The organism is Nocardia sp. CNS-044, assembly GCF_059570515.1.
In genome coordinates this window covers 746,895-773,479 of the sequence record NZ_JCANSX010000006.1, presented here as the reverse complement: position 1 = coordinate 773,479, position 26,585 = coordinate 746,895, and the positions used below count along the sequence as shown (strand labels likewise).

At 69.0% G+C, this 26,585-nt stretch carries 25 protein-coding genes; 9 read left to right on the top strand and 16 right to left on the bottom strand.

Features of this window, described 5'->3' with window-relative positions; genetic code table 11:
- Window positions 1-131 precede the first annotated feature (131 nt).
- The 3 genes from T333_RS12265 to T333_RS12255 are packed head-to-tail and all read right to left on the bottom strand — an operon-like array spanning window position 132 to window position 2,896.
- Window positions 132-1,352 (bottom strand): acetyl-CoA C-acetyltransferase, encoded by a 1,221-nt coding sequence (locus tag T333_RS12265; RefSeq protein WP_355001982.1) that lies wholly within the window; start codon window positions 1,350-1,352, stop codon window positions 132-134.
- 43 nt (window positions 1,353-1,395) lie between these two features.
- A complete protein-coding gene (locus T333_RS12260) occupies window positions 1,396-2,388 on the bottom strand; it encodes an SGNH/GDSL hydrolase family protein (protein WP_357250409.1) in 993 nt (330 codons plus the stop codon).
- A gap of 52 nt (window positions 2,389-2,440) precedes the next feature.
- A complete protein-coding gene (locus tag T333_RS12255) occupies window positions 2,441-2,896 on the bottom strand; it encodes a hypothetical protein (RefSeq protein WP_496424494.1) in 456 nt (151 codons plus the stop codon).
- Window positions 2,897-3,161: 265 nt separating this feature from the next.
- Between T333_RS12255 and T333_RS12250 the strand changes: the two genes are divergently transcribed.
- The gene (locus T333_RS12250) at window positions 3,162-4,550 is read left to right on the top strand and encodes a cystathionine beta-synthase (RefSeq protein WP_355001979.1); all 1,389 of its coding nucleotides are present in this window, start codon (window positions 3,162-3,164) and stop codon (window positions 4,548-4,550) included.
- Between the two features lie 421 nt (window positions 4,551-4,971).
- On the top strand, window positions 4,972-6,141 hold the full coding sequence (locus T333_RS12245) for a mechanosensitive ion channel family protein (protein ID WP_496424493.1): 1,170 nt from the start codon (window positions 4,972-4,974) through the stop codon (window positions 6,139-6,141).
- Between the two features lie 184 nt (window positions 6,142-6,325).
- Here the strand turns inward: T333_RS12245 and T333_RS12240 are convergent, their stop codons facing one another.
- Window positions 6,326-6,694, bottom strand: a complete 369-nt coding sequence (locus T333_RS12240) for a DUF6401 family natural product biosynthesis protein (protein ID WP_496424492.1) — start codon at window positions 6,692-6,694, stop codon at window positions 6,326-6,328.
- A 101-nt stretch (window positions 6,695-6,795) separates the two neighbouring features.
- Window positions 6,796-7,974: an acyl-CoA dehydrogenase family protein gene (locus T333_RS12235; protein ID WP_355001975.1), complete on the bottom strand. Its 1,179-nt coding sequence runs from the start codon at window positions 7,972-7,974 to the stop codon at window positions 6,796-6,798.
- Between the two features lie 93 nt (window positions 7,975-8,067).
- Here T333_RS12235 and T333_RS12230 point away from each other — a divergent pair, with 93 nt between their 5' ends.
- Complete coding sequence (locus T333_RS12230; protein ID WP_355001974.1) at window positions 8,068-9,213, top strand: cystathionine gamma-synthase; 1,146 nt, start codon at window positions 8,068-8,070, stop codon at window positions 9,211-9,213.
- A gap of 143 nt (window positions 9,214-9,356) precedes the next feature.
- Here T333_RS12230 and greA read toward each other — a convergent pair whose 3' ends face one another.
- Window positions 9,357-9,854 carry a transcription elongation factor GreA gene (greA, locus tag T333_RS12225; RefSeq protein ID WP_355001973.1) on the bottom strand — a complete coding sequence of 166 codons (498 nt, stop codon included), beginning with the start codon at window positions 9,852-9,854 and terminating at the stop codon, window positions 9,357-9,359.
- A gap of 323 nt (window positions 9,855-10,177) precedes the next feature.
- Complete coding sequence (locus T333_RS12220; protein ID WP_355001972.1) at window positions 10,178-10,642, bottom strand: DUF4307 domain-containing protein; 465 nt, start codon at window positions 10,640-10,642, stop codon at window positions 10,178-10,180.
- Window positions 10,643-10,759: 117 nt separating this feature from the next.
- Here T333_RS12220 and mca point away from each other — a divergent pair, with 117 nt between their 5' ends.
- The 3 genes from mca (at window position 10,760) to T333_RS12205 (ending at window position 12,821) form a co-directional block, all read left to right on the top strand.
- Entirely contained in the window at window positions 10,760-11,626 is an 867-nt protein-coding gene (gene mca / locus T333_RS12215; protein WP_357250967.1) for a mycothiol conjugate amidase Mca, read from the top strand.
- On the top strand, window positions 11,626-11,901 hold the full coding sequence (locus T333_RS12210; protein WP_355001971.1) for a hypothetical protein: 276 nt from the start codon (window positions 11,626-11,628) through the stop codon (window positions 11,899-11,901). The genes mca and T333_RS12210 overlap by 1 nt, the downstream gene beginning before the upstream one ends.
- 356 nt (window positions 11,902-12,257) lie before the next feature.
- Complete coding sequence (locus T333_RS12205; RefSeq protein ID WP_496424491.1) at window positions 12,258-12,821, top strand: TIGR03086 family metal-binding protein; 564 nt, start codon at window positions 12,258-12,260, stop codon at window positions 12,819-12,821.
- A gap of 19 nt (window positions 12,822-12,840) precedes the next feature.
- Here the strand turns inward: T333_RS12205 and T333_RS12200 are convergent, their stop codons facing one another.
- From T333_RS12200 to T333_RS12185, 4 genes are all read right to left on the bottom strand, one after another.
- Window positions 12,841-13,404, bottom strand: coding sequence for a GyrI-like domain-containing protein (locus T333_RS12200; RefSeq protein WP_496424490.1), 564 nt, complete (start codon window positions 13,402-13,404; stop codon window positions 12,841-12,843).
- A 79-nt stretch (window positions 13,405-13,483) separates the two neighbouring features.
- The gene (locus tag T333_RS12195) at window positions 13,484-13,945 is read right to left on the bottom strand and encodes a GtrA family protein (protein WP_496424782.1); all 462 of its coding nucleotides are present in this window, start codon (window positions 13,943-13,945) and stop codon (window positions 13,484-13,486) included.
- Window positions 13,946-14,153: 208 nt separating this feature from the next.
- The gene (locus T333_RS12190) at window positions 14,154-14,348 is read right to left on the bottom strand and encodes a ferredoxin (protein WP_355001967.1); all 195 of its coding nucleotides are present in this window, start codon (window positions 14,346-14,348) and stop codon (window positions 14,154-14,156) included.
- Window positions 14,349-14,377: 29 nt separating this feature from the next.
- Window positions 14,378-15,598, bottom strand: coding sequence for a cytochrome P450 (locus tag T333_RS12185; protein WP_496424489.1), 1,221 nt, complete (start codon window positions 15,596-15,598; stop codon window positions 14,378-14,380).
- 83 nt (window positions 15,599-15,681) lie between these two features.
- Here T333_RS12185 and T333_RS12180 point away from each other — a divergent pair, with 83 nt between their 5' ends.
- Window positions 15,682-18,972 carry an ATP-binding protein gene (locus T333_RS12180; RefSeq protein ID WP_496424488.1) on the top strand — a complete coding sequence of 1,097 codons (3,291 nt, stop codon included), beginning with the start codon at window positions 15,682-15,684 and terminating at the stop codon, window positions 18,970-18,972.
- Here the strand turns inward: T333_RS12180 and T333_RS12175 are convergent.
- Window positions 18,956-19,705 carry an ABC transporter permease gene (locus tag T333_RS12175; protein WP_355001964.1) on the bottom strand — a complete coding sequence of 250 codons (750 nt, stop codon included), beginning with the start codon at window positions 19,703-19,705 and terminating at the stop codon, window positions 18,956-18,958. The two genes, T333_RS12180 and T333_RS12175, sit on opposite strands and share 17 nt — an antisense overlap.
- Complete coding sequence (locus T333_RS12170) at window positions 19,702-20,643, bottom strand: ATP-binding cassette domain-containing protein (protein ID WP_496424487.1); 942 nt, start codon at window positions 20,641-20,643, stop codon at window positions 19,702-19,704. Before T333_RS12170 ends, T333_RS12175 begins: the two co-directional genes overlap by 4 nt.
- 310 nt (window positions 20,644-20,953) lie before the next feature.
- Here T333_RS12170 and T333_RS12165 point away from each other — a divergent pair, with 310 nt between their 5' ends.
- Window positions 20,954-21,460, top strand: coding sequence for an allene oxide cyclase barrel-like domain-containing protein (locus tag T333_RS12165; RefSeq protein ID WP_357250446.1), 507 nt, complete (start codon window positions 20,954-20,956; stop codon window positions 21,458-21,460).
- Window positions 21,461-21,534: 74 nt separating this feature from the next.
- Here T333_RS12165 and T333_RS12160 read toward each other — a convergent pair whose 3' ends face one another.
- Window positions 21,535-21,936 carry a type II toxin-antitoxin system VapC family toxin gene (locus T333_RS12160; protein ID WP_355001961.1) on the bottom strand — a complete coding sequence of 134 codons (402 nt, stop codon included), beginning with the start codon at window positions 21,934-21,936 and terminating at the stop codon, window positions 21,535-21,537.
- Entirely contained in the window at window positions 21,936-22,235 is a 300-nt protein-coding gene (locus T333_RS12155) for a type II toxin-antitoxin system Phd/YefM family antitoxin (protein WP_357250450.1), read from the bottom strand. The genes T333_RS12160 and T333_RS12155 overlap by 1 nt, the downstream gene beginning before the upstream one ends.
- A 186-nt stretch (window positions 22,236-22,421) precedes the next feature.
- On the opposite strand from T333_RS12155, the gene T333_RS12150 reads away from it, so the two are divergent.
- Window positions 22,422-24,476, top strand: coding sequence for a thioredoxin domain-containing protein (locus T333_RS12150; RefSeq protein ID WP_496424486.1), 2,055 nt, complete (start codon window positions 22,422-22,424; stop codon window positions 24,474-24,476).
- A 57-nt stretch (window positions 24,477-24,533) separates the two neighbouring features.
- Here the strand turns inward: T333_RS12150 and T333_RS12145 are convergent, their stop codons facing one another.
- Entirely contained in the window at window positions 24,534-26,468 is a 1,935-nt protein-coding gene (locus T333_RS12145) for an adenylate/guanylate cyclase domain-containing protein (protein WP_496424485.1), read from the bottom strand.
- Between the last annotated feature and the right edge of the window lie 117 nt (window positions 26,469-26,585).

Below are 26,585 nucleotides of genomic sequence, written 5' to 3'. Positions count from 1 at the left end.
ACCGGCCGCGGGCTGAATCCGCGGCCTCACCGACTGAAGTCGTCCAGCCTGACGGCTGCGGTCGAAATACAGACAAAGGGCGGCCACCGGGTAAACCTGGTGGCCGCCCTTGTCGTCGGCGAAACGAACTATCAGCTCAGCCGCTCGATGACCATCGCCATACCCTGGCCGCCACCGACGCACATGGTCTCCACACCGAACTGCTTGTCGTAGGTCTGGAGGTTGTTGAGGAGCGTGGTGGTGATGCGGGCGCCGGTCATGCCGAACGGGTGGCCGAGGGCGATGGCGCCACCGGAGACGTTCAGCTTGTCCTCGTCGATCTTCAGCTCACGAGCCGAGCCGAGCACCTGCACGGCGAAGGCCTCGTTGATCTCGAACAGATCGATGTCGCCGACCGTCTTGCCCGCAAGCGCCAGCGCGCGCTTGACGGCCTCGATCGGGCCGAGGCCCATGATCTCCGGCGACAGGCCCGAGACGCCGGTGGACACGATGCGCGCCAGCGGGGTCAGGCCGAGTTCCTTGGCCTTGGTGTCGCTCATGATGACCAGCGCGGCGGCGCCGTCGTTGAGCGGACAACAGTTACCGGCGGTGATGGTGCCGTCGGGACGGAAGACCGGCTTCAGCTGGGAGACGGCTTCGTAGGTGACGCCGGCGCGCGGGCCGTCGTCGGTGGAGACCACGGTGCCGTCCGGCAGCGTGATCGGGGTGATCTCGCGCTCGAAGAAGCCGTTCTTGATGGCCTCCTCCGCGCGGTTCTGCGAGCGCACGCCCCAGCGGTCCTGGTCCTCGCGGCTGATGCCGGTGGAGGTGGCGACGTTCTCGGCGGTCTGGCCCATCGCGATGTAGGCGTCGGGGATCAGGCCGTCCTCGCGCGGGTCGTGCCACACGCCCGCGCCGCCCTCGGCGGTCTTCGCGGTCCGGGCCTGCGCCTCGTCGAACAGCGGGTTCTGGGTGTTCGGCCAGCTGTCGGCCGAGCCGCTGACGTAGCGCGAGACGGTCTCGACGCCCGCGGAGATGAATACGTCGCCCTCGCCCGCCTTGATGGCGTGGAAGGCCATCCGGGTGGACTGCAGCGAGGAAGCGCAGTAGCGGTGCACGGTGGTGCCGGGGAGGGTGTCGAATCCCAGCTGCACCGCGACGATGCGAGCGATGTTGAAGCCCTGCTCGCCGCCCGGGGAGCCGCAGCCCAGGATCAGGTCATCGATCTGGGTCGGGTCGAGCGCAGGAACCTTGTCGAGCGCCGCGCGCACGATCTGGGTGGTCAGGTCGTCGGGCCGCATGTCGACCAGCGAACCCTTGCGGGCCCGGCCGATGGGGGAGCGGGCGGTCGAAACGATAACTGCCTCTGGCATGAGGGCTCCTTCGTACTTGCTGCTCAGTTTTGTACTGGCACCTCTATGTGTACCGAACCTGTCGAGCGCCGGGAACGTCGCCCCGGCCATTGCGCGCTTCGGCGTCGTCCGCTGCGACCGCGCCGGATTTCTGGGCAACCAGCCCGCGCAGCCGGGCCGCGAGTCCGCGGCGCAGGCCGTGCGCGCCACGGTCGGTGTTCAGCCCCCGCTGTTCCAGGGCCGCGAGCAGCGCGGGAAGCACCCGCGCCGCGGCGAGTTCGTAGCCGGCGGCCGAGGGATGGAAGCCGTCGGCGGAGAACATCTGCTCGGGCGCGGTGCGAAATTCCCGGCCCAGCTCGCCCAGCGCTACCGGGTGTCCGCCGGCTGCGATGGTGACCGCGAACTGCGCCCTGGCCAGTCGCACGCTCCAGTTCCACACGATGGTGCGCAGCGGCTGCGGAATCGCGGACACCGTCCCCAGATCGGGACAGGTGCCGACCACGACGACGCTGCCCGACAGGTGCAGCCGGGCCACCGCGGCGCCGAGCCTGCGCGCCGAGGCGCCGATGGAGTGCTTCTTGGTGATGTCGTTGGCGCCGATGAAGATCACCGCGGCGTCCGGCGGCGGTCCCGCCACGAACATGGCGTCCACCTGTCCGGCGAGACCTTTGGAGGTGGCGCCGGAGATCGCCTTGGTGCTCAACCGGATTCGTTTCCCGCTGGCCTCGGCGAGCGCGCGGGCGATGCGCACGCCGGGCACGCCGTCGGCGGTCAGGCAGCCGACACCGGCCGCGGTGGAGTCGCCGAAGATCATCAGGTGCAGGTCGGCGTGCTTGCCGGTACGCCACGGCTCGGGCGCGACGCAACCCGCGGTGTAGATGCCGTCCGCCTCCGGCGGCTTGGAGGTGTCGCGGCCGATCACGCCGCGCGCGGCGCCGGCCTGCGCCATGAGCAGCCGATACGCGGCCCACGACGCGGTGCCCGCCCCGGAACCCGCGAGCAACGTCGCAGCACCGGTGACGACGGCCGTTCGCCAGCTGATCCGAGGTGCTCCCACGCCCGAAATTTTACGGGCTCGGCGCGACGAAGTCGGGAGGCCGAGTAACGCCTCAGATCACGTCGAACGTGCCGCGCGCGGGAATGCTCAGCGCATCGGTGGTGACGGTGACTTCGATGCGGCCCGGGCCGGTGTCCTGGAACAGCGCGTACTGGATGCTGCCGTAGATACCGGTGACCACCGTGTTCTCGTAGGCGCCGGTCGCACCGGTGTTCAGGTTGCGCCATGCCACGGTGGTGCGCACCTCGCACAGCGGCGCGAGCGGGTACAGGCCGGGCCCGATACCCGCGACCGGCAGCGCGCGGACGTTGAGAATGGCGCGGCCCGGCCACTCGGGACTGGTGTCGGCCCAGGTTTGAATGGTGGTCCAGCAGAGTCCGCCGTGCGCTGTGGTCGGCACGGGCGGGAACGACACCGTGCCCGCGCTGGCCTGCGCGGTCCCGAGCAGCGCGGCCGTCGCCGTCGCGGCGAGGACGGTTGCGGCGCGAGCGATAGTGGGCTGCCTCATGTTTCCCGATCTTAAGGGCGCTCGGCCGACCATGTGGCGTGTCGCCGAGGGGACGCTCCGGGCTCACGTGCGCGAACTCATAGTGTTTCCTATCCCCGGCGTTCCCGGGCCCCTGCGTGGTCACGGTGCGCTACCGCCTCCGGGACCGTCGCTCATGCCGCGGTGTTGGTTTGGGCGGCATTCCCGGGCCCCTGCGTGGTCACGCTGCGCTGCCGCCTCCGGGACCGTCGCTCATGCCGCTGGGGCCTTCTGCAACGATAGGGCTATGCGCATCGCGGATCACGTCGTGGACCTCATCGGCAACACGCCTCTGGTCCGGTTGAACAATGTCGTCGGCCCGACCGACGGGCTCGTGGCGGCCAAGATCGAATATCTGAACCCGGGCGGCAGTGCCAAGGACCGCATCGCGGTGAAGATGATCGACGCCGCCGAACAGGCGGGGCTGCTGAAGCCGGGCGGAACCATTGTCGAGCCAACCTCCGGCAACACCGGCGTCGGACTGGCGCTCGTCGCGCAGCAGCGCGGCTACAAGTGCGTGTTCGTCTGCCCGGACAAGGTCTCCGAGGACAAGCGCAACGTGCTGCGCGCGTACGGCGCCGAGGTCGTGGTCTGCCCGACCGCCGTGCCGCCGGACCACCCGGACAGCTACTACAGCGTCTCCGACCGCCTGGTCCGCGAGATCGACGGCGCGTGGAAGCCGGATCAGTACTCCAACCCCGGCGGCCCCCAGAGCCACTACGAGACCACCGGCCCGGAGATCTGGCGCGACACCGAAGGCAAGGTCACCCACTTCGTCGCGGGCGTCGGAACCGGCGGCACCATCACCGGCGCCGGTCGCTACCTCAAGGAGGTTTCCGGCGGCAAGGTCAAGGTCATCGGCGCCGACCCGGAGGGTTCGGTCTACTCCGGCGGCACCGGCCGTCCGTATCTGGTGGAGGGCGTCGGCGAGGACTTCTGGCCGTCGGCGTACGACCCCGCCGTGCCGGACGAGATCATCGCGGTCTCCGACGCCGATTCCTTCGACATGACCCGCAGGCTGGCCCGCGAGGAGGGTCTACTGGTCGGCGGCTCCTGCGGCATGGCCGTCGTCGCCGCCATCGAGGTGGCGCGGCGCGACCCGGACGCGGTCGTCGTCGTGCTGCTGCCGGACGGCGGTCGCGGCTACCTCTCCAAGATCTTCAACGACCGTTGGATGAGCTCCTACGGCTTCCTGCGCACCCGCCTCGACGGCAGCCCCGAGCCGCTGGTCGGCGACGTGCTGCGTGGCAAGTCCGGCGAGCTGCCCGATCTGGTGCACACTCACCCGTCGGAGACGGTGCGCGACGCCATCGAGATCCTGCGCGAGTACGGCGTCTCCCAGATGCCGGTCGTCGGTGCGGAGCCGCCGGTGATGGCCGGTGAGGTCGCGGGCAGCGTCACCGAACGCGACCTGCTCTCCGCGGTCTTCGAAGGACGCGCGCAGCTCACCGATTCGGTGGCCGAGCACATGAGCCCGTCGTTCCCGCTGATCGGTTCCGGCGAGCTCATCTCCGCCGCGACCAAGGCGCTGTCGGACACCGACGCGCTGATGGTCGTCGAGGACGGCAAGCCGGTCGGCGTCATCACCCGCCACGACCTGCTCGGCTTCCTGAGCACCGGCCGCATCGGTCACTGACCAGCCACGCCGCGCACGCAGTCCGGGGGCTGTGCGCTCGGTGTTACCGCTAGGCCGTGTCACGAAGTCCGGCCGGTGCGCCGGATGGGACTTCGAGACAGGGCCTGGTCCGCGGTGACGAGGGCCTCGGCGTCCGTGCCCGTATGGTCGGCGTCGGTGCCCGTATGGTCGGCTTCGTCGCGATTTCGCCGTGACGCGAAATTTTCTGGTGCGCAGTCCATTTCGCGCGGCCCATGGGCTTCGATCAGCCCCCGGCGGCGAGTTCGGCCGCGTCGTACGCGCGCCTACTTCGAGGGGTATGTCGAAACGGGCAATTTCTTCGCAAATTCGGGATTTCCGCCGATTTTCAGGGGTATAACCGGCCTGGAAAGTCGCCTCGGCAATCGCCCTGGCGTAATCGGATAGCGAAGGGAAGGGCGCGGTGTATACCTCCAGTTTGGCTATCGATTTCCAGCAAGGGCTTTCGGACGCGTGGAGTTCCATCGCGACGTTCGTGCCCAAGCTCGCGGGCTTCCTTGTCATCCTGCTGATCGGCTGGATCGTCGCGAAGGCGGTGGCGACGATCGTCGACAAAGTGCTGGAGCGGGTCGGTTTCGATCGACTCGTCGAGCGCGGCGGGGTGAGAAAGATGCTCGAGCGCAGTAAATACGACGCGTCGGACCTGCTCGCCAAGCTCGCCTACTACGCGATCCTGCTGATCGCGCTGCAACTCGGCTTCGGTGTGTTCGGGCCGAACCCGGTCAGCGACTTGCTCGACGGCATCGTGTCCTGGCTGCCCAAGGCCGCGGTCGCGATCGTCATCATCGTCGTCGCGGGCGCCATCGCGCACGCGGTCCGCGAACTGGTCACCAATGCCCTCGGCGGCCTGTCCTACGGCCGCATGCTCGGCACGTTGGCCTCGGTGTTCGTCTGGGGTGTCGGCATCATCGCGGCGCTGAACCAGATCGGCGTCGCCACCACGGTCACCACGCCCATCCTGATCGCCGTGCTCGCCACCATCGGCGGCATCCTGGTGGTCGGTGTCGGCGGCGGTCTCGTCCGGCCGATGCAGCGGCGCTGGGACAGCTGGCTGCGCAACCTCGAGCAGGAGGTGCCGGCGATGCGCGGCCATGCGGAGGCGTACCAGCGCGGCCGCGAGGACGCGTCCCGCGAACAGCAGTGGGCGACTCAGCCCGCGAGTGCTCAGCAGTTGGCGCCGGAGGAGGCCATGGCGGGCGGGCGCCAGCAGGGTTACCCGCAGCAGCAGGGCGGTTACGTCGAGGGCCAGGGCGCGGGGTACGGCCAGGGTCCCGGCGGCTACCCGCAGGGTGGTCAGGGTGGTGCCTATCCGCAGGGCGGCCAGCGCGGCGGATATCCCGAGGGCGGTGGTTACCGCGAGGGCGGCAGGCACGGCTACCCGGAGGGCGGTCAGGGGGGCGCCTATCCGCAGCAGGGTGGTCAGGGTGGCGCCTATCCACAGCAGGGCGGTCAGGGAGGCGGTTATCCGCAGGGTGGTCAGGGTGGCACGTATCCGCAGGGTGGCCAGGGCGGCTACCCGCAGGGCGGCAGCGAGTACACCGAGTACGGCGGGGAATCGCCCGAGCCGCGGTAAATGCGGGAATATCGAGACGTCCGCCCCGGGTCCGCCCGGGGCGGACGTTCGTTCTGTGGGTCTCAGCCGGGGCCGCGATTGCCCGTCGCCGAAGGTGTGCCTAGCGTGGGCCGCGATGGACCGAGCTGGTCAGGTGGCGAAGTAGCCCGGTGTCGCCGAGTTCGACGTGCCGAGGCGACAACGCCTACCGGGGAGGCTGATTACCCGCGAATTGGCAGACGCCCGCGAGTCGCATCTGCAACCAGTCGGCCTGGACCCAGCCCGGGGCGTCCACGGGCGCGTCGCTCGTCATGGGCACGGCGTCCGGCTCGCCGACGTGGTCGAGCAACCCGCGGACGTATCCGGCGAGCAGCACCTCGGCGGGCACCGAGGAAGCGTCGTCGACACCGAAGTCGAGGATGTCGCGGACGGCGGCGGCGTGCTGATCGAGCGCCGCCGAGACCGCGGGAAATTCCGCGGCGGCGGTACGCGCCGGCGCCCCGTGCGTCGTGTGCAGGCGGTTCAGCATTCGGCGCGCCGACACTTCGAGCAGCGCGGGTCCAAGCAAAAACACCCGGCAATGCTAGCAATCGGCGGAGGTATATCAAAATGTGATATTCGACCAATTGCCGATCGACGCACGGTAATTGATCCAGCAAATTACTCGCGTGTAATTCAGCGGAACGCGTTGGCGTCGGTGAGCGCCTTGCCGAGCACGAGCTGGTGCACCTCCGCGGTCCCTTCGTAGGTGAGCACCGACTCGAGGTTGTTGGCGTGCCGCAGCACCGGGTAGTCGAGGGTGATGCCGTTGGCACCGAGGATGGTGCGGCACTCGCGCGCGATGGCGATGGCCTCCCGCGTGCTGTTCAGCTTGCCCGCGCTGATCTGCTCGGCGCTGATCTCGCCGCGATCCTTGAGCCTGCCGAGATGCACCGCGAGCAGCTGGCCCTTGCCGAGTTCCAGCGCCATGTCGGCGAGCTTGCCCTGGGTGAGCTGGTAGCCGGCCAGCGGCTTGTCGAACACCTCGCGGGACCTCGCGTAGTCGATAGCGGCGCTGAGGCAGTCGCGGGCCGCGCCGAGTGCGCCGAAGATGATGCCGAAGCGGGCCTCGCTCAGGCAGGCCAGCGGCGAGCTCAGTCCGCTCGATTCCGGAAGTACGGCGTCGGCGGGCAGCCGCACGTCGTCGAAGTCGAGTTCGGCGGTGATCGACGCGCGCAGCGAGAGCTTGCGGTGCATCTCGCGCGCGGTGAAGCCGGGCGTTCCCGCGGGCACCAGGAAACCGCGCACCACGGGCTTGGCGTCGCCGTTTTCGGCGTAGGCCCAGACCACCGCGACATCGGCCACCGAGCCGTTGGTGATCCACATCTTCGATCCGTTGAGCACCCAGTCGTCGCCGTCGCGCTTGGCCCTGGTGCGCATGCCGCCGGGGTTGGAGCCGAAGTCGGGTTCGGTCAGTCCGAAACAGCCGAGCGCGGCGCCCGCGGCCATATCCGGCAGCCACCGCTGCTTCTGCTCCTCGGAGCCGAACTTGTGGATCGCGGTCATCGCCAGCGAGCCCTGCACCGACACCATGCTGCGCACGCCGGAATCGACCGCCTCCAGTTCCTGGCAGGCCAGGCCGTAGGCCGTCGCCGACATCCCGGCGCATCCGTAGCCCTCGAGGTGCATGCCGAGCAGGCCGAGTTTGCCCAGTTCCGGGGCGATTTCGCGAGCCGGGAAGGTGCCCGCCTCGAACCAGTCGGCGATGTGCGGGCGCAGCCGCTGCGCCGCGAAGGCCGCGACGGTATCCCGGATTTCGCGCTCCTCCGCGGAGAGCAGGGCATCGATCGCGAACAGTTCTTCGACAGTAACCATGGCCTCAGCGTAATTGGCCGCCGTGGCGATGAGACCCGCGTCACGGCGCGCCCCGGGCGGATAGCCCGGGAGTGGCTTCTCTACGCTGTCCCCATGAGTGAGCTGGGATTCTCCACACGCGCCGTGCACGCCGGATTCGATCCCGATCCCCAGACCGGCGCGGTCAACGTGCCCATCTACGCGAGCTCGACCTTCGCCCAGGACGGTGTGGGCGGGCTGCGCGGCGGCTACGAGTACGCCCGCACCGGCAACCCGACCCGGACGGCGCTGGAAGCGAACCTCGCCGCGCTCGAATCGGGCCGCTACGGAAGGGCTTTCGCGTCCGGCATGGCCGCGACCGACTGCGCGCTGCGCGCGACGCTGCGGCCCGGCGATCACATCGTCATCCCGGACGACGCCTACGGCGGCACCTTCCGGCTGATCGACAAAGTGTTCAGCCAGTGGGGCATCGAGCACTCGCCCGCGCACGTGTTCAACACCGACGAGATGCGCGCGGCGATCCGCCCGAACACCAAGCTCATCTGGGTCGAGACCCCGACCAACCCGCTGCTCAGCATCGGCGACATCCCCGCGCTCGCCGACATCGCGCACGCCGCGGGCGCGAAGCTGGTGGTGGACAACACCTTCGCCACCCCCTACCTGCAGCAGCCGCTGCTGCTGGGCGCCGACATCGTGGTGCACTCGACCACCAAGTACCTCGGCGGCCACTCCGACGTGGTCGGCGGCGCGTTGATCACCAACGACAAGGAACTCGACGCGGCCTTCGCCTTCCTGCAGAACGGCGCGGGCGCGGTGCCCGGCCCGTTCGACGCGTACCTCACGATGCGCGGCGCCAAGACGCTCGCGGTGCGCATGGAGCGCCACTGCGACAACGCGGAAACCCTCGCCGAGTTCCTCGCCAAGCATCCGGCCATCTCCCAGGTCATCTACCCCGGCCTGCCCGAGCACCCCGGACACGTGGTGGCCGACAAGCAGATGCGCCGGTTCGGCGGCATGATCTCGGTGCGCCTGCACGGCGGCAAGGAAGCCGCGCTGGACTTCTGCTCGCGCACCAAGATCTTCACCCTGGCCGAGTCGCTCGGCGGCATCGAATCGCTGATCGAGCACCCCGGCGCCATGACGCACGCGTCCACCGAGGGCTCGCTGCTGGAGGTGCCCGCCGATCTGGTGCGGCTCTCGGTCGGCATCGAGGACATCAGCGACCTGCTGGCCGACGTCGAGCAGGCGCTCGCGAAGTAAGGACAGAGACAGGGATGGATACGACGAAGCGGCCGCATTCGGGATCGAGTGCGGCCGCTCGCGTATCTGTCGGGTTTTCTCGTGGCGGACCCGGTCGGCGACCGGGCCGGTGTCTGCGCGCCGACGGCGGACGCGCGGCGCGATCAGCTGTGGTACGGCTCGGCGCTGACCAGCGTCACCTTCATGGTGTTGCCGTTCGGCAGCGTGTACTCGCGGGTCTCGCCGACCTTCGCGTCGATGAGCGCGCCGCCGAGCGGGGAGTTCGGCGAGTAGGTCTCCAGGTTGGAATTGCCGCGCAGGCCCTCTTCGCGGGTCGCGATGAGGAAGGTCTCGGTGTCGGACTCGTCGCCGTCGTAGTAGACCTTCACGACCGAGCCCGGCAGCGCGACGCCGGACTTGGTCGGCGCGACGCCGACCTTGGCGGTGTTCAGCAACTCCTGGAGCTGGCGAATGCGGGCTTCCTGCTGGCCCTGCTCCTCGCGCGCGGCGTGGTATCCGCCGTTCTCCTTGAGGTCGCCCTCTTCCCGACGTTCGTTGATCTCCGCGGCGATGACCGGACGGTTGGCGATGAGCGCGTCGAGTTCGCCCTTGAGCCTGTCGTGCGACTCCTGGGTCAGCCAGGTCACGTTCGTCTCGGTCATCTCGATCACTCCCTAGTAGTTGTTCCCGGCGGGCCGGGATTCCCTGATGCACTGCTGCATTACCCACCTTGGGGCGGGCATGCACCAGCCGACGGCTAGAGCGATCCCCGGGGGTTGGTTCCTCGGACCCCAACAGGACGTTCCGGGCAAACCCGAAAACCCGGAACGTGCAGCGCTGGCCGCCAATGCAGCAAACACGGCTCCGGGGTGCGGAACCGTGTATCACGCCATTTTAGCATGAATCACAAACATGCAGGTCGGAGTTTGTTTTGTCGGCGTCGCGCCGCCGATTCGCTTCCGAATGGTCCGATCTGGGCGGGCGATCAGCCCGCGCGGAGGTATTCCGGAACGTGGTCGCTGCACCCGTAGACGTTGCCCGCGGCGGGTCGCGCGGAGGAGCGAACCGTGGTGGTGAGTTCGACGGTTCCGCTCGGCGACGCAGCGATCAGCACCTCGCGGCGGCCCACCTCGGCGCCGTCGCGGTCCATCGCGCGGACGAAGCAGACGACCGGTTCGCCGGGCTCGTCGCGGGTGACCTTCAGCCGGATCGTCATGGTCGAGTCGTCGACGATCGTGTAGCCGAGCTGCTCGGCGTCGATGTCCTTCGGCCCGAACTTCTGGAATCCGAGGAAGGCGACGCCCATGCCCGCGGCGATCACGACGACGCCCAAGGCCAGCGCCAGTGTGCGGCGCGGCGTCCGCGGTTTCGTCCCGTAGCGGTCGGCGTGTCGCGCCGCCTGGTCGGCGGCCGAGTCGCCGCTGCTCGCGGGCGTCGGATCGCTCGTCACTGGTCGCTCCCGGGGGGTACGTCGGAACAAAAGACGGTCGAATGGAACTATAGGGAACGAAGACCCGACACCCGCGACCGAGAGCGACGGTGAACAGACGTGAGTGGCCTTCGCCTCATGGCGGTGCACGCCCACCCAGACGACGAATCCAGCAAGGGTGCCGCGACGACCGCCCGATACGCCGACGAGGGCCACGAGGTCCTCGTCGTGACGTTGACCGGCGGCGAACGCGGCAGCATCCTCAACCCCGCGATGGACACACCCGGGGTGCTGGAGCGCATCGATGAGATCCGTCGCGAGGAGATGGCGGCCGCGGCCCGCGCGCTCGGCGTGCGCCAGACCTGGCTCGGTTTCGTCGACTCCGGCCTGCCGGAGGGCGACCCGCTGCCGCCGCTGCCCGAGGGCTGCTTCGCGCTGGTTCCGCTGGAGGAGGCGACCGAGGCGCTGGTCCGGGTGGTCCGCGAGTTCCGGCCGCACGTGATCACCACCTACGACGAGACCGGCGGCTATCCGCACCCCGACCACATCCGCTGCCACCAGGTGTCGGTCGCCGCGTTCGAGGCGGCGGGCGATCCGGAGCGCTTCCCCGACGCGGGCGAGCCGTGGACGCCGCTCAAGCTCTACTACGACCACGGGTTCAGCATGAAGCGGCTGGAGCTGTTCGCCGCCGAGTACGAGCAGATGGGTGAGCCCTTCCCGTTGCAGGAGTGGCTGGACCGCATCCGCGCCTACGCGGTGGAGCGCGGCGACGTGATGTCCAGGGTCACCACCCAGATCGAGTGCGGCAAGTACTTCCCGCAGCGGGACGACGCGCTGCGCGCGCACGCCACCCAGATCGATCCGAACGGCGCGTTCTTCGCGATCCCGCTGGAGATGCAGCAGCGGCTGTGGCCGACCGAGGAGTTCGAGCTGGCCAAGACCCGCGTGCGCACCGCCATCCCGGAGAACGACCTGTTCGCGGGCATCGAGGACGCGACCCGGTGATGTTGGTCCTACTCGCGCAAACCCCGAACACTCCGACGGGTCCCGAATTCGGCAAGGCCTCGCCGCTGGGTCTGGCCATCATCCTGCTGCTGCTCGCTGGCACCTTCCTGCTGGTGCGCTCGATGAACCGGCACCTGAAGAATCTGCCGCCGACCTTCGAACCCGAGCATCCGGAACCGGATCAGGAGGCCGACGAGGGGACCGACCACGGCGCCGTGCAGCGCGCCGACGGGCCCGACGACGCGGGTGCGGAGGGGCGACCGCAAACCGGTTGAGCGCCGTTGCCGCGGTAGCGTTGTCGCGCTCACCGGCCGGGGATTTCGAGTCCCCCGTGGCACGTTGTCGAGTGGGCTGACACTCGGCGCGAGTGCCGAGTTGGTCACAGCTCGTGCCGGAACCGGTTCCAGAACCGCTCTTTCGAGCGGTCACCGCAGCGATCGCCAATTCTCTTGACGCACAACGCTTTCACCAGCGCAGGTGAATGCTTTCGTCGCCGTGGATTCCCGATTTTCCGCCGGGCACAAGCGTTTTCGCCGTGACGCGGGGCAGGTGTGGTCCCCGCTGCGTCGGCCGACACGTGTCAGCCGGTCGTGCTATCAATGCTCCAACTCCGCTCGACCGAAGGATGCCCATGGACACTCTGATCGGCCACATCGACCGCGCGCTCGACATGACCGGCGCCATCGTCGCCGCAGTCGACGACGACCTGCTCGCCGCGCCGACGCCGTGCAGCGACTGGGATGTGCGGGCGGTGCTGAACCACACGGTGGGTGGGATGCATACGTACGCGGCCGCGCTGAGTGGGAACGATCCGCGCAGCGCGCGCGGCGACGACTGGCTGGGCGGCGACCCGCAGGGCGCCTACGCGGCCGCCGCGGAGGTGGACCGCGCCGCGTGGCGCAGGCCCGACGTGCCGACCGCGACGGTGCATCTCGGTCTCGGTCCGACGCCGGGACCGGCCGCCGCGATGATCCACCTCACCGAGATCGTGGTGCACGGCGTGGACATCGCCTTGGCGATCGACCGCCCCGATCTGGCCGACGACGCGCTGTGCGCCGAGATGCTGGAGACGATGCGGGGCATGGGCGGCATCGACGTCTACCGCACCCCGGGGATCTACGAGGCCGAGGTGCCGATTCCGGCCGACGCGCCGCCGCACCGCAAGCTACTGGCCTACACCGGTCGCAAGTGGTGAATCCGGCCTGATCGGCTGATCAAGCCGAGCGCCGCACCGGGTGCCGCAGGATCGTCCTGGTGCGGTCGCCCGCGCTCTTGCGCGGGTCGGTCAGATAGATCTCGTGATGGCGGCCGCTCACCGCCAGCCCCTCGGCCGCCATGAAGGCTTCCATCCGTGCCAGAGTCTCCGGTTCCGTCGCGTATGGCCCGACGTGCAGCGCTTGGACCGCCTCGCCCTCGACTAGCCGCTCGAAACGCACGGGCCCCTCGCCGATCATCGCCGCGGTGACCCCTTCCGGCATCCGGATCATCATCGTCCAGTGCCACTCCTCGCGCGGCACCGACAGCGGCGGCTCGTCGGATTCGACCCACCACAGGCCCTCGAGCTTGGGCACCACGAAATCTCGTCCGTCCGCCTTGGCGAGCTTCTTGGCCCGGTAGGCGGACCGATAGAGCAGCGCGACGGCCTCGGTGTACTCGGGGCCGGTGGGTGCGCCCTTGCCGGTGATGGCGGCGTAGTCGTAGCCCTCGAAAGTGCGCAGAACCGGGTCGGTCGGCGCGGTGTAGTACTGCTTGTCGCTCTTGGCCAGATCGAGTTTCACGGTGTCTCCTTCTGTAGGGCTTCGATCGAGCCTCGGATTTCCAGCTACGGGAGAGTCAAGCGGTACGCGCCCATGCGTTTCAGAAGACGAAGCCGCGCAGCGCCAGGAACCGCATACCGCCGACCGCCGCCATGATGGCGATCACGGCGCCCGCCTGCGCGAACTCGCCTAGGCCGGGCGCCGAGAACTCGAGCCCGGCCAGCGCCGCCGTGGAGATCAGCAGGCCGATCAGCGCCAGCCCACCGCCTTCCCACTGCGCGGTGAACCAGTCGACCCGTCCGGCCGCGTGGAAGGTGAGCCGCCGGTGCAGTTCGTTCGCGATCACCGTGCTGACGATCGAGCCCGCGATATTGGCGACCAGCGGGCCGAACCCGCTCATGGCCATGAACAGCAGCACGTAGGCGATATTGCTGGAACCGCCGACCAAGGCGAAGCGGATCAGCTGGGCGAAGACGTGCTCCCCGCGCAAGAACCGCGTCCCGCGGGCGAGCCATTCCGTACCGAGCGCCGGGTAGCGGCCGGTGCCGATCCGCAGATCCATACCCGCGTGGATCATCTTGTCCCCGTACACGTTTCGCAGCCCGGAAGCCGCAACTGCTGTGCTGTTCACAGGAATACTGTCGCCAGCGCGGCTGATACCGACCTGACACCCGACTGACACGGCCACTGACACGGGCTTCGGCCTGGAAGACGCCGCCCGACGCCGTGACAGCGGCACGTCGTGGCCACGCCCGACGCCGGGTCGGCGGTCAGGCTTCGTCGATTTCGAGCGCCCCGGACGGGCAGGCGTCCAAGGCCTCCCGCAGTGCCGAGTGGCCGTGCCGCGGGTTCGAATCGAGCAACCGCACCCTGCCGTCGGTGTCGTCTTGGTCGAAGACCGCGGGCGCGAGGAGAGCGCACATGCCCGCGCCGATACAGCGCTCCCGATCCACTGAGATTCGCAACTCTTGTCCTCTCCTTTCGTGACCGACGGCTACGAGGCCGTCCAGGTGACCGGCAGCTCGTGGACGCCGTAGATGTTCATGTCGGTCCGCAGCCGCACCTCGTCGGCGGGGATGGCGAGCTCGAGCGTCGGGAAGCGACGCAACAGTCCCGCGAAACCGGCGCGCATCTCGATGCGGGCGAGTTGCTGGCCGAGGCAGGTGTGGATGCCGTGACCGAAAGCGAGGCGACCGCGGGCCTCGCGGCGGATGTCCAGGGTGTCGGGGTCGTCGAAGCGCTCGGGGTCGCGGTTGGCGGCGAGCAGCGAGACGACGACGGTCGATCCCTTGGCGATCGTTTCGCCGCCGATCTCGATGTCGTCGGTGGCGTAGCGGTAGAAGATGTCGGCGACGGACAGGTAGCGCAGGAGTTCCTCGACGGCATCGGGCAGCAGGTCCGGGTTCGCGCGCAGCTCGGCCAGCTGCTCGGGGTGTTCGAGGAGCGCGAAGGTGCCGAGTCCGAGCATGTTCGCGGTGGTCTCGTGACCCGCGAGCAGCAGCAGGAAGGCGATGCCGGTCAGCTCCTCGACGCTGAGCTCGTCGTGGCGCGCCAGGTCGGACAGTATGTCGTCGCCGGGTTCGGCGCGCTTGCGGACGACCAGTTCGGCGAGGTAGGTGGTCATCGCGCCGTACGCGGCCATCTTCTCCTCGAGCGCCTGATCCTTGACCAAGAACTTGGCGGAGTTGACCTGGAAGGTCGCCCGGTCCGCGTAGGGGACGCCGAGCATTTCGCAGATCACCAGGGACGGCACCGGCAGCGCGAATTCCTTGACCAGGTCGACCGGAGGCGCCATCCGCGCAATCGCGTCCAATTGCCGCTCGGCGACGTCGATGATGTGCTCTTCGAGCTGCTTCATGCGTTTGACGGTGAAGGCGCCGGTGAGCATGCGCCGCAGCCGGGTGTGGTCCGGCGGGTCCATGGCGATGAACAAGCCGGGAATCTGCGGGGACGGTTCGGTGGGGACGGGCATGCCTGGTGTCTCGTACGGCACGTGCAGGACGCCGATGTCCTGGCGCGAGCTGAAGCGGGTGTCGGCCATGACTTGGCGGACCGCGTCGTATCCGGTGACGAGCCAGCCCTCGTGGCCGTCGGGGAACATCAAGGGGCTGACCGGGCGAGCGTCGCGCAGCCGGGTGATCTCGCTGGGCGGGGCGAAGGGGCCCGCATCGCGTTCCATGGGGAGGCCGTGCGGGATGGGAACCGTTCCACTCATCGGATTGCCTTTCGTATCGGTTGTAGCGACCACGGTCGCCGACCGACCTGTCATGCGACTGACACGGCTCTGACACCGGAGACGTGGTCGACAGGCCCCAGACCGCTGTCCGAGCGACGCGTGAATCGTGCGGTGACGAGGCGAAATTCGACGGCGTACCGGCCTTCCGCGCCACATCGGCGGCCGGACGTCCGCCGATGGACCATGGCAAGATCAGCCGGGTGCAGATCGGGATTCTTGGACCATTCGAGGTGCGCACGGACGACGGTGTTCTCGCCGACGTGCCGGGCGCGCGGTTGCGCGGGCTGTTGATCGCGCTCGCGCTCGAACCGGGTCACGCGGTCCCGAAAGCCACGCTCGTCGACTGGATCTGGGGTGAGAACCCACCCGCTGACGCGGCGAATGCCCTGCAACGCTTGGTTTCCCGGCTGCGGAAGGCGCTGCCGGACGGGGCGATCGAGGGCCAGCCGGACGGCTACCGGCTACGGGTGGAACCCGATGCCGTCGACGCGGTGCGGTTCGAACGCCTCCTCGCCAAGGCCCGCAACGACGAGGATTCAGTGCGGCGGCTGCGCGAGGCCCTCGCACTGTGGCGCGGCGCGGCCATGCAGGACATCGGTTTGCGGGAGAGCGCGGCGTTCGACGCGGCGATCACTCGTCTCGAGGGGCTGCGGCTGACCGCCATGGAGGATCGGTTCGATGCGGAGATCGGCCTCGGCCACGGCGCGGAGCTGGTCACGGAGCTGACCGACTTGGTGGCCGCGCATCCGGTGCGCGAACGGCTCGTCGCCGCGTTGATGCGCGCCCTCGTCGCGAGCGGTCGTGACACCGAGGCGCTGCTCGTGTTCGAGCGCACCAGAGAGACCCTGGCCGACGAGCTCGGTGTCGACCCCGCACCGGAGCTGTCCGCATTGCACGTGGCACTGCTGCGTGGCGAGTTGGGACGGCGGGAGGACAACCGCAAGACCAACTTGCGCGCCGAGCTGACCAGTTTCGTCGGCAAGAACGCCGATGTCGCCGCGGTCCGCGAACTCAACGCCGAACATCGGCTCACCACGCTGATCGGACCCGGCGGCTCGGGAAAGACCAGGCTGGCCACCGAAACCGCACGCACGTTGCTCGGTGATCTGCCGGACGGTGTCTGGCTCGTCGAGCTCGCGGCCATCGGCGCCGATGGTGACCCGGGCGGCGGCAACAACGTCGCGCAAGCGACCCTCGCCGCGCTCAAAATGCGCGATGCGCTGCTCGGCGAGGCGCCGGACGCCGAGCCGACCGACCGGGTCGTCGCGGCGATCCGTGAGCGGTCGATGTTGCTGATTCTGGACAACTGCGAGCACGTGATCGAGTCGGCGGCGGCGTTCGCCCATCGAGTGCTCGGGGAGTGCAGGCAGCTCCGGATTCTGGCGACGAGCAGGGAACCGCTCGGCATCACCGGTGAAGCGCTATGGCCGGTCGTGCCATTGGCCCTGCCCGCGGAGGACGCCGACCCCGGCGAGATCGAGTCCGCCCCGGCCATCCGGCTGCTGGTGGACCGAGCGGGTGCGGTGAACAAGGACCTCGCGACCGACGCGGGCACCTTGTCGACCGCGGCGCGCGTCTGCCGGGCGCTGGACGGGATGCCGCTGGCCATCGAACTCGCCGCGGCCAGGTTGCGCACCATGTCCCTCGATCAGCTCGCCCATCGGCTCGACGACCGGTTCCGCCTGCTGACCGGCGGAAGCCGCACCGCGCTGCCGCGGCACAAGACGCTGCGCGCCGTGGTCGACTGGAGCTGGGAGCTGCTCAGCGACGCCGAGCGAGCCGTGCTGCGTAGGCTCGCCGTGTTCTCGGGCGGCGCGAGTTTGGAAGCAGCCGAGCGGGTTTGCGCTGGCGATGCGGTCGACACGGGTGACGTGCTCGAATTGCTGACCGCGCTGACCGAGAAATCGCTTGTGCTCACCGTGGACGACCGGGCGCCGCGCTACCGGATGCTCGGCACGATCAAGGAGTACGCCGAGCAACGTCTCGCGGAGGCGGGGGAGTCGGATCGGGCACGGCGTGCGCATCTCGCGTATTGCACCGAACTCGCCGAAATCGCGGATCCCCATCTGCGCCGCGCCGAGCAACTGACATGGCTGGCCACGCTCGAGGCCGAGCACGACAACATCGCCGCCGCGATGCGCGGCGCGCTGGCCGCCGGTGACGCGGACGGGGCAATGCGGCTCGCCGCCGCCGCGGGCTGGTACTGGTGGCTCGCCGGGCACAAGGCCGAGGCCAACGAACTGATCATGGCGGCAGCGGCGATGCCCGGCGAGGTGGCGGACGAGACAAGGGCCATGGTGTACGCGTTCGTCGTGCAGTTCGTCACCTCCGGGCCGCAGAGCGACCAGTATCAGGCGGAGGAGTGGATCCGCAAAGGCTACGAACTGAGCAGGAAGATTCGGACCCATCACCCGGTGCTGAGGGTGCTCACCCCGCTGGAACGCCTGTTGCACGGGCCGGACGCTTTCTTGCCCGCGTGGGAAGCGCTGCTGGACGACGAGGACCCTTGGGTGCGCGCCCTCGGCAGGCTGCAACTCGGCAAGACGCGCATCCAGCTGGGGCAGGGCGGCCGGGAGGCGGACACATGTCTCGAGAACGCGCTCGACGAGTTTCGCGCGCTCGGCGAACGGTGGGGGATTTCGTTCGCCCAGACCGAGCTGGCGAATCGAATCGCCGTGCGCGGCGAGTTCGCCGCCGCGTGCGAGCACTACGAACAGGCGATCGCGATCGTCGCCGAGATCGGCGCCGTCGAGGACGTCGTGCCGATGCGGTCGCGGCAAGCCCAGTTGTACTGGCTGTCCGGCGATGTGGAGTCGAGCGCGGCGGCGATGGCGGAGGCACAGCGGTTCGCGGAACGAGTCTCCTGGCCGATCGTGCTCGCCGAGCTGGCGCTGTCGAAGGCGGAGCTCGCACGCTGGAGCGGCGACGCCGAACAGCTACACCGGCAACTCGACGTCGCGACCGCGATACTGGGCGATGACGCCGAGCGGGCGAATATCCGCGCGCTGAAACACGATCTGCTCGGTTACCTTGCGGCGGATTTCGACGAGACCCGTGCGCATCGCGTCGCGGCTTTCCGCGCGGCATCCGAGGTGGGGTACCCACTCCTGATCGCCCAGGTGCTCGTCGGGATCGCGGATCTGGCGCTGCGTTCCGAACAATACGAACAAGCCGCACGGCTGCTGGCGGCGAGCGCCGACCTGCGCGGCCTGCCGGATCGTTCCCACCCGGACGTGGCCCGGATCGAGCAGGCAGCGCGAAACCGCCTCGGCGACAAGGGTTTCGCCGAGGCGGTGCGGGAGGGTTCGGAGACGAGCTGGAGCGAGCTGGTCGCGGTCACGCTCGCTTCGTGAATGTGGAACGCGCCCACAGGTATCCGACGACAGCGATACCGACGCACCAGGCGACCGCGGTGAGCGCGTCGCCGGTGTCCGGCGCGCCGACGAGCAGCCCGCGCATGGTTTCGATGATCGGCGTGAACGGCTGATACTCCGCGAACTGCCGCAGACCCGGGCCCATCTTCTCCGCGGGCACGATCGCGCTGCTGAAGAACGGCAGCATGACCAGCGGCACGGACGCCATACCCGCCGTCTCCGGAGACTTCGCCGCCAAACCCAGGGCGATCGTGAGCCAGCCCGCCGCGAAACCGAGCAGCACGACCATGCCGACGACGCCGAGCCAATCGAGGACATTCGCCGACGGATCGAATCCCAGCAGGAACGCCACGCCGAGGAGCGCGGCGATGGCGACCAGGTTGGTCAACACGGTGGCGACGACGTGGCCGGTCAGCACCGCGCCACGGGAGACGTCCATGACCTTGAACCGGTTGATGATGCCTGTCGTCATGTCGGAGTTCACCGCGGTCGCGGTGGCTCCCAGCCCGTAGCAGACGGCCAGCAGGATCAGTCCCGGCGTCGCGTAGTCGATGTAGTCGACGCCGACGTCGAACGCGTCGCCGAACATGTACACGAACATCAACATGATGATGATCGGCATCAGGACCGCGTTGAACACCGAAGTCGGGTTTCGGGCGATGTGTTTGAAGTTGCGGCGCAGCATGACCATCGAGTGGGACTGGGTGCTCATTTCGCGAAAACCTCCGTGGTGTGGCCGGTCAGGGTGAGGAAGACGTCGTCGAGGTCGGGGGTGTGCACGGAGAACTCCTCGGCGCTGAGCGAGTACTCGTCGAGCCGGTCCAGCAGGGCGCGGAGCGACCTCGTCCCGCCATCGCTGGGAACCCGCAGGGTCAGCGCCTCGTCGTCGCGCGCGGAGTCGGGGAAGAGACGCGCGGCCGCGTCGAGCTGGGCGGCCTCGGTGAACCGGAGCCGGACGTGGGTTCCCGGGATCTGGCGCTTGAGTTCGTCGGGAGTGCCCTCGGCGACCAAGCGGCCGTTGTCGAGCACCGCGATGCGGTCGGCGAGCTGATCCGCCTCCTCGAGGTACTGCGTGGTGAGGAAGATGGTCACGCCGTCGGCCACCAGGTCACGGATGTTCGACCACATGGTGCGGCGGCTGCGCGGGTCCAGTCCCGTCGTCGGCTCGTCCAGGAAGATGATCCGCGGGCTGCCGACGAGCGTCATCGCCAGGTCGAGCTTTCGGCGCATACCGCCGGAGTAGGTCGACGCGGGCTTCTGCGCCGCCTCGCTCAGCTCGAAGCGTTCCAGCAGCTCGGTGACGATCCGCTTGCCCTCTTTGGCCGGGGTTCCGGTGAGGTCCACCATCAGTTGCAGGTTCTCCTGCCCCGTCAGCAGCTCGTCCACCGCCGCGAACTGACCGGTGACCCCGATCGCCGCGCGCACGGCCTTCGCCTCGGTCGCGATGTCGTGGCCCGCGACCCGTATCGACCCGCCGTCCGCCGCGATCAGCGTGCTCAGCACGTTCACCGTCGTCGTCTTACCCGCCCCGTTCGGGCCGAGCAGGGAAAAGATCGTGCCCGCACGGACATCCAGATCGATGCCGTCGAGCACGACCTTGTCCCCGTAAGCCTTTCGCAGTCCGGAGACCGCAATCGCTGAATTCGTCATGCGACAACCATCGGCGCCCGACCTGACACCCACCTGTCACGCCGCTGTCACGACCACTGACACGACGATTACTCGTTTCGCCCGGGCTGCGGTGGTGTCGCGAGCATCGACGGGGCTCGTGTCGAACGGTTCCGCGTCCAGGTCAGCTCATGGGCATACGCGGGCCTGACATTTCGCCGCTTCGTGTCGTCGTTCTGGTGAGGCGGTCGAAACCCGGTGTTCCGGTGACTGCCGAATCGCACGCAACCGGGACGTCACGCCGCCCCACCAACGAGGCAGGTCGGGAGTCCCTGCCAGTGAGGAGAAGAACATGTCGTACGAGAGGTCCGCCATCAGCAGGATGGTCAGCGCAATGGCCGGCGCCCTGCTGGTCGGAGGTGGGCTGACCGCCTGCGGCGCGGACACCGCCGAGACGGCCGCGCCGCAGAAGCGGATCGAGATCATCGAGGCAGCCGCTCTGACCGATCAGCTCGCGGGCGCGGACCTCGACAAGCCCGGCGCGAGTCTCGGTGATCTGACTGTCTACTCGGGCGGTATCCACCAAGATGGTCGCCAGATCGGGCACGGTGGTGGAGCATGCCAGAACGTCCATATCGAGGGTGCCGAGATCACCATGCAATGCGTGCTGACCGCTCAGCTCGAACGGGGATCGCTGACCATGCAGGCGGTGTGGGTCCAGGGTACGAGCCCGCTCGATCTGGCGATTACCGGTGGTACCGGCGCATACCGCAACGCGACCGGCATCGCTCGGTTCTGGGAAATCGGGACACCGAACGAGCGGATGCGTGCCGAGATCACGCTTCCCGCGGAGGAGTGACCGGCCGACGAGGGTGACCCTCGCCTTCGCGAGTCGAGTGCGCCACAGGATGATTCAGGGCTCGACAGGGCGTTTCAGGATTCTCGGTGTGGTGCGGCCCAGACCAATCCAGCGGCTTCCGCCGCCTCACCGAGACGTTTGTCGTAGGCGACGAGCGCGGTCAGGTCTGCGGCCAACTCGAGGGCCGTGGCCAGGTGGATCGCGTCCAGACTGCGCACGGTTGCCGGTGATACCGCGGCGGCGTTCGCCCGGACGATTCCATCGATCTCCACCATGTCGACTCGCGCCAGCACTGTGGGAACGTGCACGAGATCTGCGGGTTCGGCGGCCCGCACGGCACGGACCAGTTCGACTTCTACGAGCGCCGACGCGACCCAGGGGAGGTCCGAGTGTTCTTGGAGCCAGCGCACGAGTGCAGCGGTCTCGGCTTCCGGGTGGACCAGCTTGACCAGTGCGCTGGTGTCGAGATACAGCATCAATACCGCTCGTCGTCGCGCAGTTCCTGCAACGTAGCACTGGCGCGGCCCGCATTGTCCACGGGTGCTCGATCGATCCGACGGCGAAGGTCGGCGAGCAAGTCGGCGCGGCCCCTCGACGCGGGCCGCATCCGGCCTTCGGCCGTCAGACGAGCCCGCACATCGCGGGTCGGGTCCACCGGAACGATTCGGCCGATGACAGTGCCACGCTCGGTGATATCGACTGTCTCGCCTGCCTTGACCAGCGCCAATGTCCGTGCGGTGTGATGTGACAGTTCACGGATCGGAATGGCGGTCATGCCATGAGTGTGACACAAAAATGTGTCACAAGTGCGGGGATTGATCGTTCCGGATAGACCCGCGACACGCTGTCGAAGGAGCCGTTTCGGGTCGTCAGTCGAGCACCGGATCTTCGGCGGGAGAGCAGGAGCGGGCCGTGCTGGAGGAGCGGCGCGAGTGGCTGGAATTGTGAGACCGTGGAAGATATGAACCGGCTCGGGAAAGCGACCTCACCGTATCTGCGCCAACACGCGGACAACCCGGTGCACTGGTGGGAGTGGGATGCCGAGGCGCTCGCGGAGGCTCGCAGACGCGATGTGCCGATCCTGCTCTCCATCGGCTACGCCTCCTGTCACTGGTGCCACGTGATGGCGCACGAGTCGTTCGAGGACGAGGCGACCGCGGCGCTGATGAACGACCACTTCGTCTGCGTGAAGGTGGACCGCGAGGAACGACCGGATCTCGACGCGATCTACATGAACGCCACCGTCGCCATGACGGGACAGGGCGGCTGGCCGATGACCAGCTTCCTGACCCCGGACGGCGAGCCGTTCTACTGCGGCACCTACTTCCCGAAGCATCCGCGCGGCGGGATGCCCTCGTTCGGTCAGCTGCTCACCGCCGTCAGTGATACGTGGCGCAACCGGCGCGAGGAGGTCGACAAGGCATCGGCCCAGGTCGTCGAGGCCCTGCGCGCGCAGGCCGCCGGTCTGCCCGACGCCGACCTGAACGTTTCACCCGAACTGCTCGACCACGCGGTGGCCGCGGTGCTGCGCGACGAGGACGCTGAGCACGGCGGCTTCGGCAGGGCGCCGAAGTTCCCGCCGTCCGCCCTGATGGAGGGGCTGCTGCGCAGTTGGGAGCGCACCGGCGACGCGACTGTGCGCGACGTCGTGCACCGCGCGGCCGACGCGATGGCGCGCGGCGGCATCTACGACCAGCTGCGCGGCGGCTTTGCTCGCTACTCGGTCGACAATCGTTGGCTGATACCGCATTTCGAGAAGATGCTGTACGACAACGCGCAATTGCTGCGCGCCTACGCGCATCTGGCACGCCGCACACCGCACGCGCAGGATTCGCTCGCGCTGCGCGTCACCTGCGAGACCGCGCACTTCATCCTCGATGATCTCGGCACTCAGCACGGCGGGTTCGCCTCCGCGCTGGACGCCGACACCCATCTGGAGCCGGGCGGCCCCGGTGTCGAGGGCGCGACCTACGTGTGGACGCCCGCCGAACTGATCGGCGCGCTCGGTCCAATCGAGGGGGCTTGGGCCGCAGACTTTTTCGGCGTGACGACGGCGGGGAACTTCGAGCAGGGCACCTCGGTGCTCACCCGCTACCGCGATCCGCGGGACGCGGGCGAACAAGAGCGGTTCGATCGGGCGAAGGAGGCGCTGCGCGACGAGCGCGACAAGCGCCCGCAGCCCGCCCGCGACGACAAGGTGGTCACCGCGTGGAACGGCATGGCGATCACGGCGCTCACCGAGGCGGGTTCGGCGCTGGGGCGGCCCGATTGGGTGGCCGCGGCGGATCGCTGCGCGCGGTTCCTGCTCGCCGAGCACGTGATCGACGGACGGGTGCGCCGCGCGTCGCTGGGCGGTGCGGTCGGCGCTTCGGCGGGCGTACTGGAGGACTACGCGTGGCTGGTCACCGGCCTGCTCGCGCTGTATCAGGCGACCGGCGACCCGGAACGGCTGGAGCAGGCGCAGCGGCTGCTGGACACCGCCATCGAACGCTTCGCCGATCCCGAAGCGTCCGGCAGCTGGTTCGACACCGCCGACGACGCCGAAACCCTGGTCGCCCGTCCGCGCGACCCGATCGACGGCGCGACTCCCGCGGGCGCGTCCTCGCTGGCCGAGGCGCTGCTCACCGCCGCGGCGGTGAGCGACGTCGAGCGCGCGGTGCGCTATCGGGAACTCGCCGAAGCGACGTTGCTGCGCGGCGCGGTCGTGCTCGCCCGCGCCCCGCGCTCGGCGGGTCAGTGGCTCACGGTCGCGGAGGCGGCCGTGCGCGGCCCGCTACAGATCGCGGTCGCCTCTTCGGCCGAGAATGCCGACACCGCAACGGAATTGCTCGCCGTGGCGCGGGAGCTCGCGCCGGGTGGATCGGTGATCCTCGCGGGAGCGCCGGATTCCGCGCCGCTGCTCGTCGACCGTCCGCTGGTGTCGGGTGCCGCCGCGGCGTACGTGTGCCGCGGGTCGGTGTGCGATCTGCCGGTGACGACGGAGAAGGATCTGCGGGAGTCGTTGGGCGGCAGCTGAAGTCGCGTCCGCGCCGCGGTAGTGCTCGCACAGGCATCGAGCCCCTCGGTCCGGGTGCTAATCCGCTTCCGATGCAGCGCTTCGTATTTCGGTGATCGCGCTGACCGGTGGCTGGTCGTCGGTGGTGTCGGCAGCCGGGGTCGAGGTATCGGCTGACACAGGGCGGTCGGTGGTGTCGGCGATCGAGTCCAGGTTGTTCACGGGCAGCGGGCCGTTGTCGGAGGTTTCCGCGGTCGAAGCCGGGGCGTTGGCGGGCAGCGGGCGGTTGTCGGTGGTGTCGGCGATCGAACCCGGGTTGTTGGCGGGCAGCGGGCGGTTGTCGGTGGTGTCGGCGATCGAGCCCGGGTTGTTGGCGGGCAGCGGGCCGTTGTCGGAGGTTTCCGCGGTCGAAGCCGGGGCGCTCGCGAGCAGCGGGCGGTCGGCGGTGGTTTCGGCCGCGGTGTCAGGGCCGTCGGCCGGTGGCGGGCGGTGGTCGGCGCCGTCTGTCGCGGGCTCCGGGTCGCCTTGCGTCGCAGCCTGTTCGGTGTCGGTCCAACAGGCCGTCGGTTCCCGCATGCCGCGCAACAGGATGTTGTCGTAGAGCGTCCACTGCTCGCGCTCGTGCGGGGCCGCGGCTTCGATCACCGCGCCGCTCACCAGGATTCGGCGGGGCGCGTCCTTGGCTTCGGCCGTCAGGCGGGCGGCTTCGTTGACGGCGTCGCCGATGACGGTGAACTCCAGGCGGGTGTCGGTGCCGACGTCCCCGGCGAACACCTGTCCGCGCGCTACACCGATGCCGATGTCCAGCTCGCCGTTCGCGGTCACCTCGTCGCGGATCCGGCGGGCCGCGCGCAGTGCCGGAGTCGCGTTGTCGCGCAGCGCGATCGGCGCGCCGAAGATGCACAGCGCCGCGTCGCCCTCGAATTTGTTGACCAGCCCGTCGTTGTCCTCGGTCGCCGCGACCACGATCGAGAGCAGGCGGTTCAGCTTGGCGACGAACTCCTGCGGCGGCAGGCCGGTGGACAGCGCGACCGAGCCGGTCACGTCGACGAACAAGGCGGAGACGACGCGCACGTCACCGGTCAGGTCCATGCCGCCGGTGAGCGCCCGCTCGGCCACTTGCGCGCCGACATGCCTGCCGAACACGTCGCGCATCCGTTCGCGTTCGCGCAGATTCGCGGCCAGCTCGTTGACCGAGTGTTCGAGCCGCCCGATCTCGCTGCTGCTGCCGACCGGCACCCGGACGTTCGTCTCGCCCCTGCTGATCAAATCCAGCGCCAGCCGCAGCGTCCGCATCGGGCTGGCCACCGCGCGGGCCAGGATGGCGGTCGCCAGCGCGCCGACGCCGATGCCCACCGCGGACAGGTAGATGGCGGTGCGGATGCGGTCCGACGCGGCCGCTGCGGGGTCGGCGAGCACCACGATCAGCATGGCGAGCGGCATGGCGCCCGCGACGCCCCAGGTGACGATCACCCGAACCAGCACCGACGAGCTCCAGTGCATGGTGCCGCCCAGCACCGCCGACACCACCGGAATGGTCGGTCGGATCAGCCGGTCCACGATCAGGAAGGTCACCGCCGCTGACTGCAACGCGCCGAGCGTGAACAGCGCCGCCGTCACTCCGGGAGTGTCGATTTCGGTCAGGTGGGTGAACGTGGCGGACACGATGATCACGCCCGGTATCCACAGCGCCAGTGCCCGGATTGTGATCGCGATCGGCAGCCGCAGCAGTCTGCGTGCTTCCTCCGCCGTCGGCTTGCGCATCTGATCCAGCCAGCCGAAGTACCTGCCGCGGTCACGCATGGCCAAGCCGACGCCCGCGAGAAGTCCGACGGCCGGGTAGATCGCGACGAGCCCCATGGTGCGCATCCAGTCCTCGCCGAGCCTGCCGAAGAACCCGCTCAACCACAGGCCGGTGCCGATGACCGCCAGACCACTGAGATTCGCGGTGATGACCACGGCCGACAGGCCCCAGCGGGCCTCGAGCGCCCGCACGACGAGCTTGGCGATCACGACGCGCGACCACCCGCCGGAGACGGTGACCGCCGGTGCGGCCGGGGACGGGCGGCGACAAGTGACACGAAAGAGCAGCTTATCCGGCCCGATGGCGCCGAGAGGCGGCAACGGATA

Bases quoted from the DNA above. Each gene is read 5' to 3' on its own strand.
- T333_RS12265 (WP_355001982.1), bottom strand. From the start codon at position 1,352: ATGCCAGAGGCAGTTATCGTTTCGACCGCCCGCTCCCCCATCGGCCGG.
- T333_RS12255 (WP_496424494.1), bottom strand. From the start codon at position 2,896: ATGAGGCAGCCCACTATCGCTCGCGCCGCAACCGTCCTCGCCGCGACG.
- T333_RS12250 (WP_355001979.1), top strand. From the start codon at position 3,162: ATGCGCATCGCGGATCACGTCGTGGACCTCATCGGCAACACGCCTCTG.
- T333_RS12235 (WP_355001975.1), bottom strand. From the start codon at position 7,974: ATGGTTACTGTCGAAGAACTGTTCGCGATCGATGCCCTGCTCTCCGCG.
- T333_RS12230 (WP_355001974.1), top strand. From the start codon at position 8,068: ATGAGTGAGCTGGGATTCTCCACACGCGCCGTGCACGCCGGATTCGAT.
- greA (WP_355001973.1), bottom strand. From the start codon at position 9,854: ATGACCGAGACGAACGTGACCTGGCTGACCCAGGAGTCGCACGACAGG.
- mca (WP_357250967.1), top strand. From the start codon at position 10,760: ATGGCGGTGCACGCCCACCCAGACGACGAATCCAGCAAGGGTGCCGCG.
- T333_RS12210 (WP_355001971.1), top strand. From the start codon at position 11,626: ATGTTGGTCCTACTCGCGCAAACCCCGAACACTCCGACGGGTCCCGAA.
- T333_RS12205 (WP_496424491.1), top strand. From the start codon at position 12,258: ATGGACACTCTGATCGGCCACATCGACCGCGCGCTCGACATGACCGGC.
- T333_RS12195 (WP_496424782.1), bottom strand. From the start codon at position 13,945: ATGGATCTGCGGATCGGCACCGGCCGCTACCCGGCGCTCGGTACGGAA.
- T333_RS12185 (WP_496424489.1), bottom strand. From the start codon at position 15,598: ATGAGTGGAACGGTTCCCATCCCGCACGGCCTCCCCATGGAACGCGAT.
- T333_RS12175 (WP_355001964.1), bottom strand. From the start codon at position 19,705: ATGAGCACCCAGTCCCACTCGATGGTCATGCTGCGCCGCAACTTCAAA.
- T333_RS12170 (WP_496424487.1), bottom strand. From the start codon at position 20,643: ATGACGAATTCAGCGATTGCGGTCTCCGGACTGCGAAAGGCTTACGGG.
- T333_RS12165 (WP_357250446.1), top strand. From the start codon at position 20,954: ATGTCGTACGAGAGGTCCGCCATCAGCAGGATGGTCAGCGCAATGGCC.
- T333_RS12160 (WP_355001961.1), bottom strand. From the start codon at position 21,936: ATGCTGTATCTCGACACCAGCGCACTGGTCAAGCTGGTCCACCCGGAA.
- T333_RS12155 (WP_357250450.1), bottom strand. From the start codon at position 22,235: ATGACCGCCATTCCGATCCGTGAACTGTCACATCACACCGCACGGACA.
- T333_RS12150 (WP_496424486.1), top strand. From the start codon at position 22,422: ATGAACCGGCTCGGGAAAGCGACCTCACCGTATCTGCGCCAACACGCG.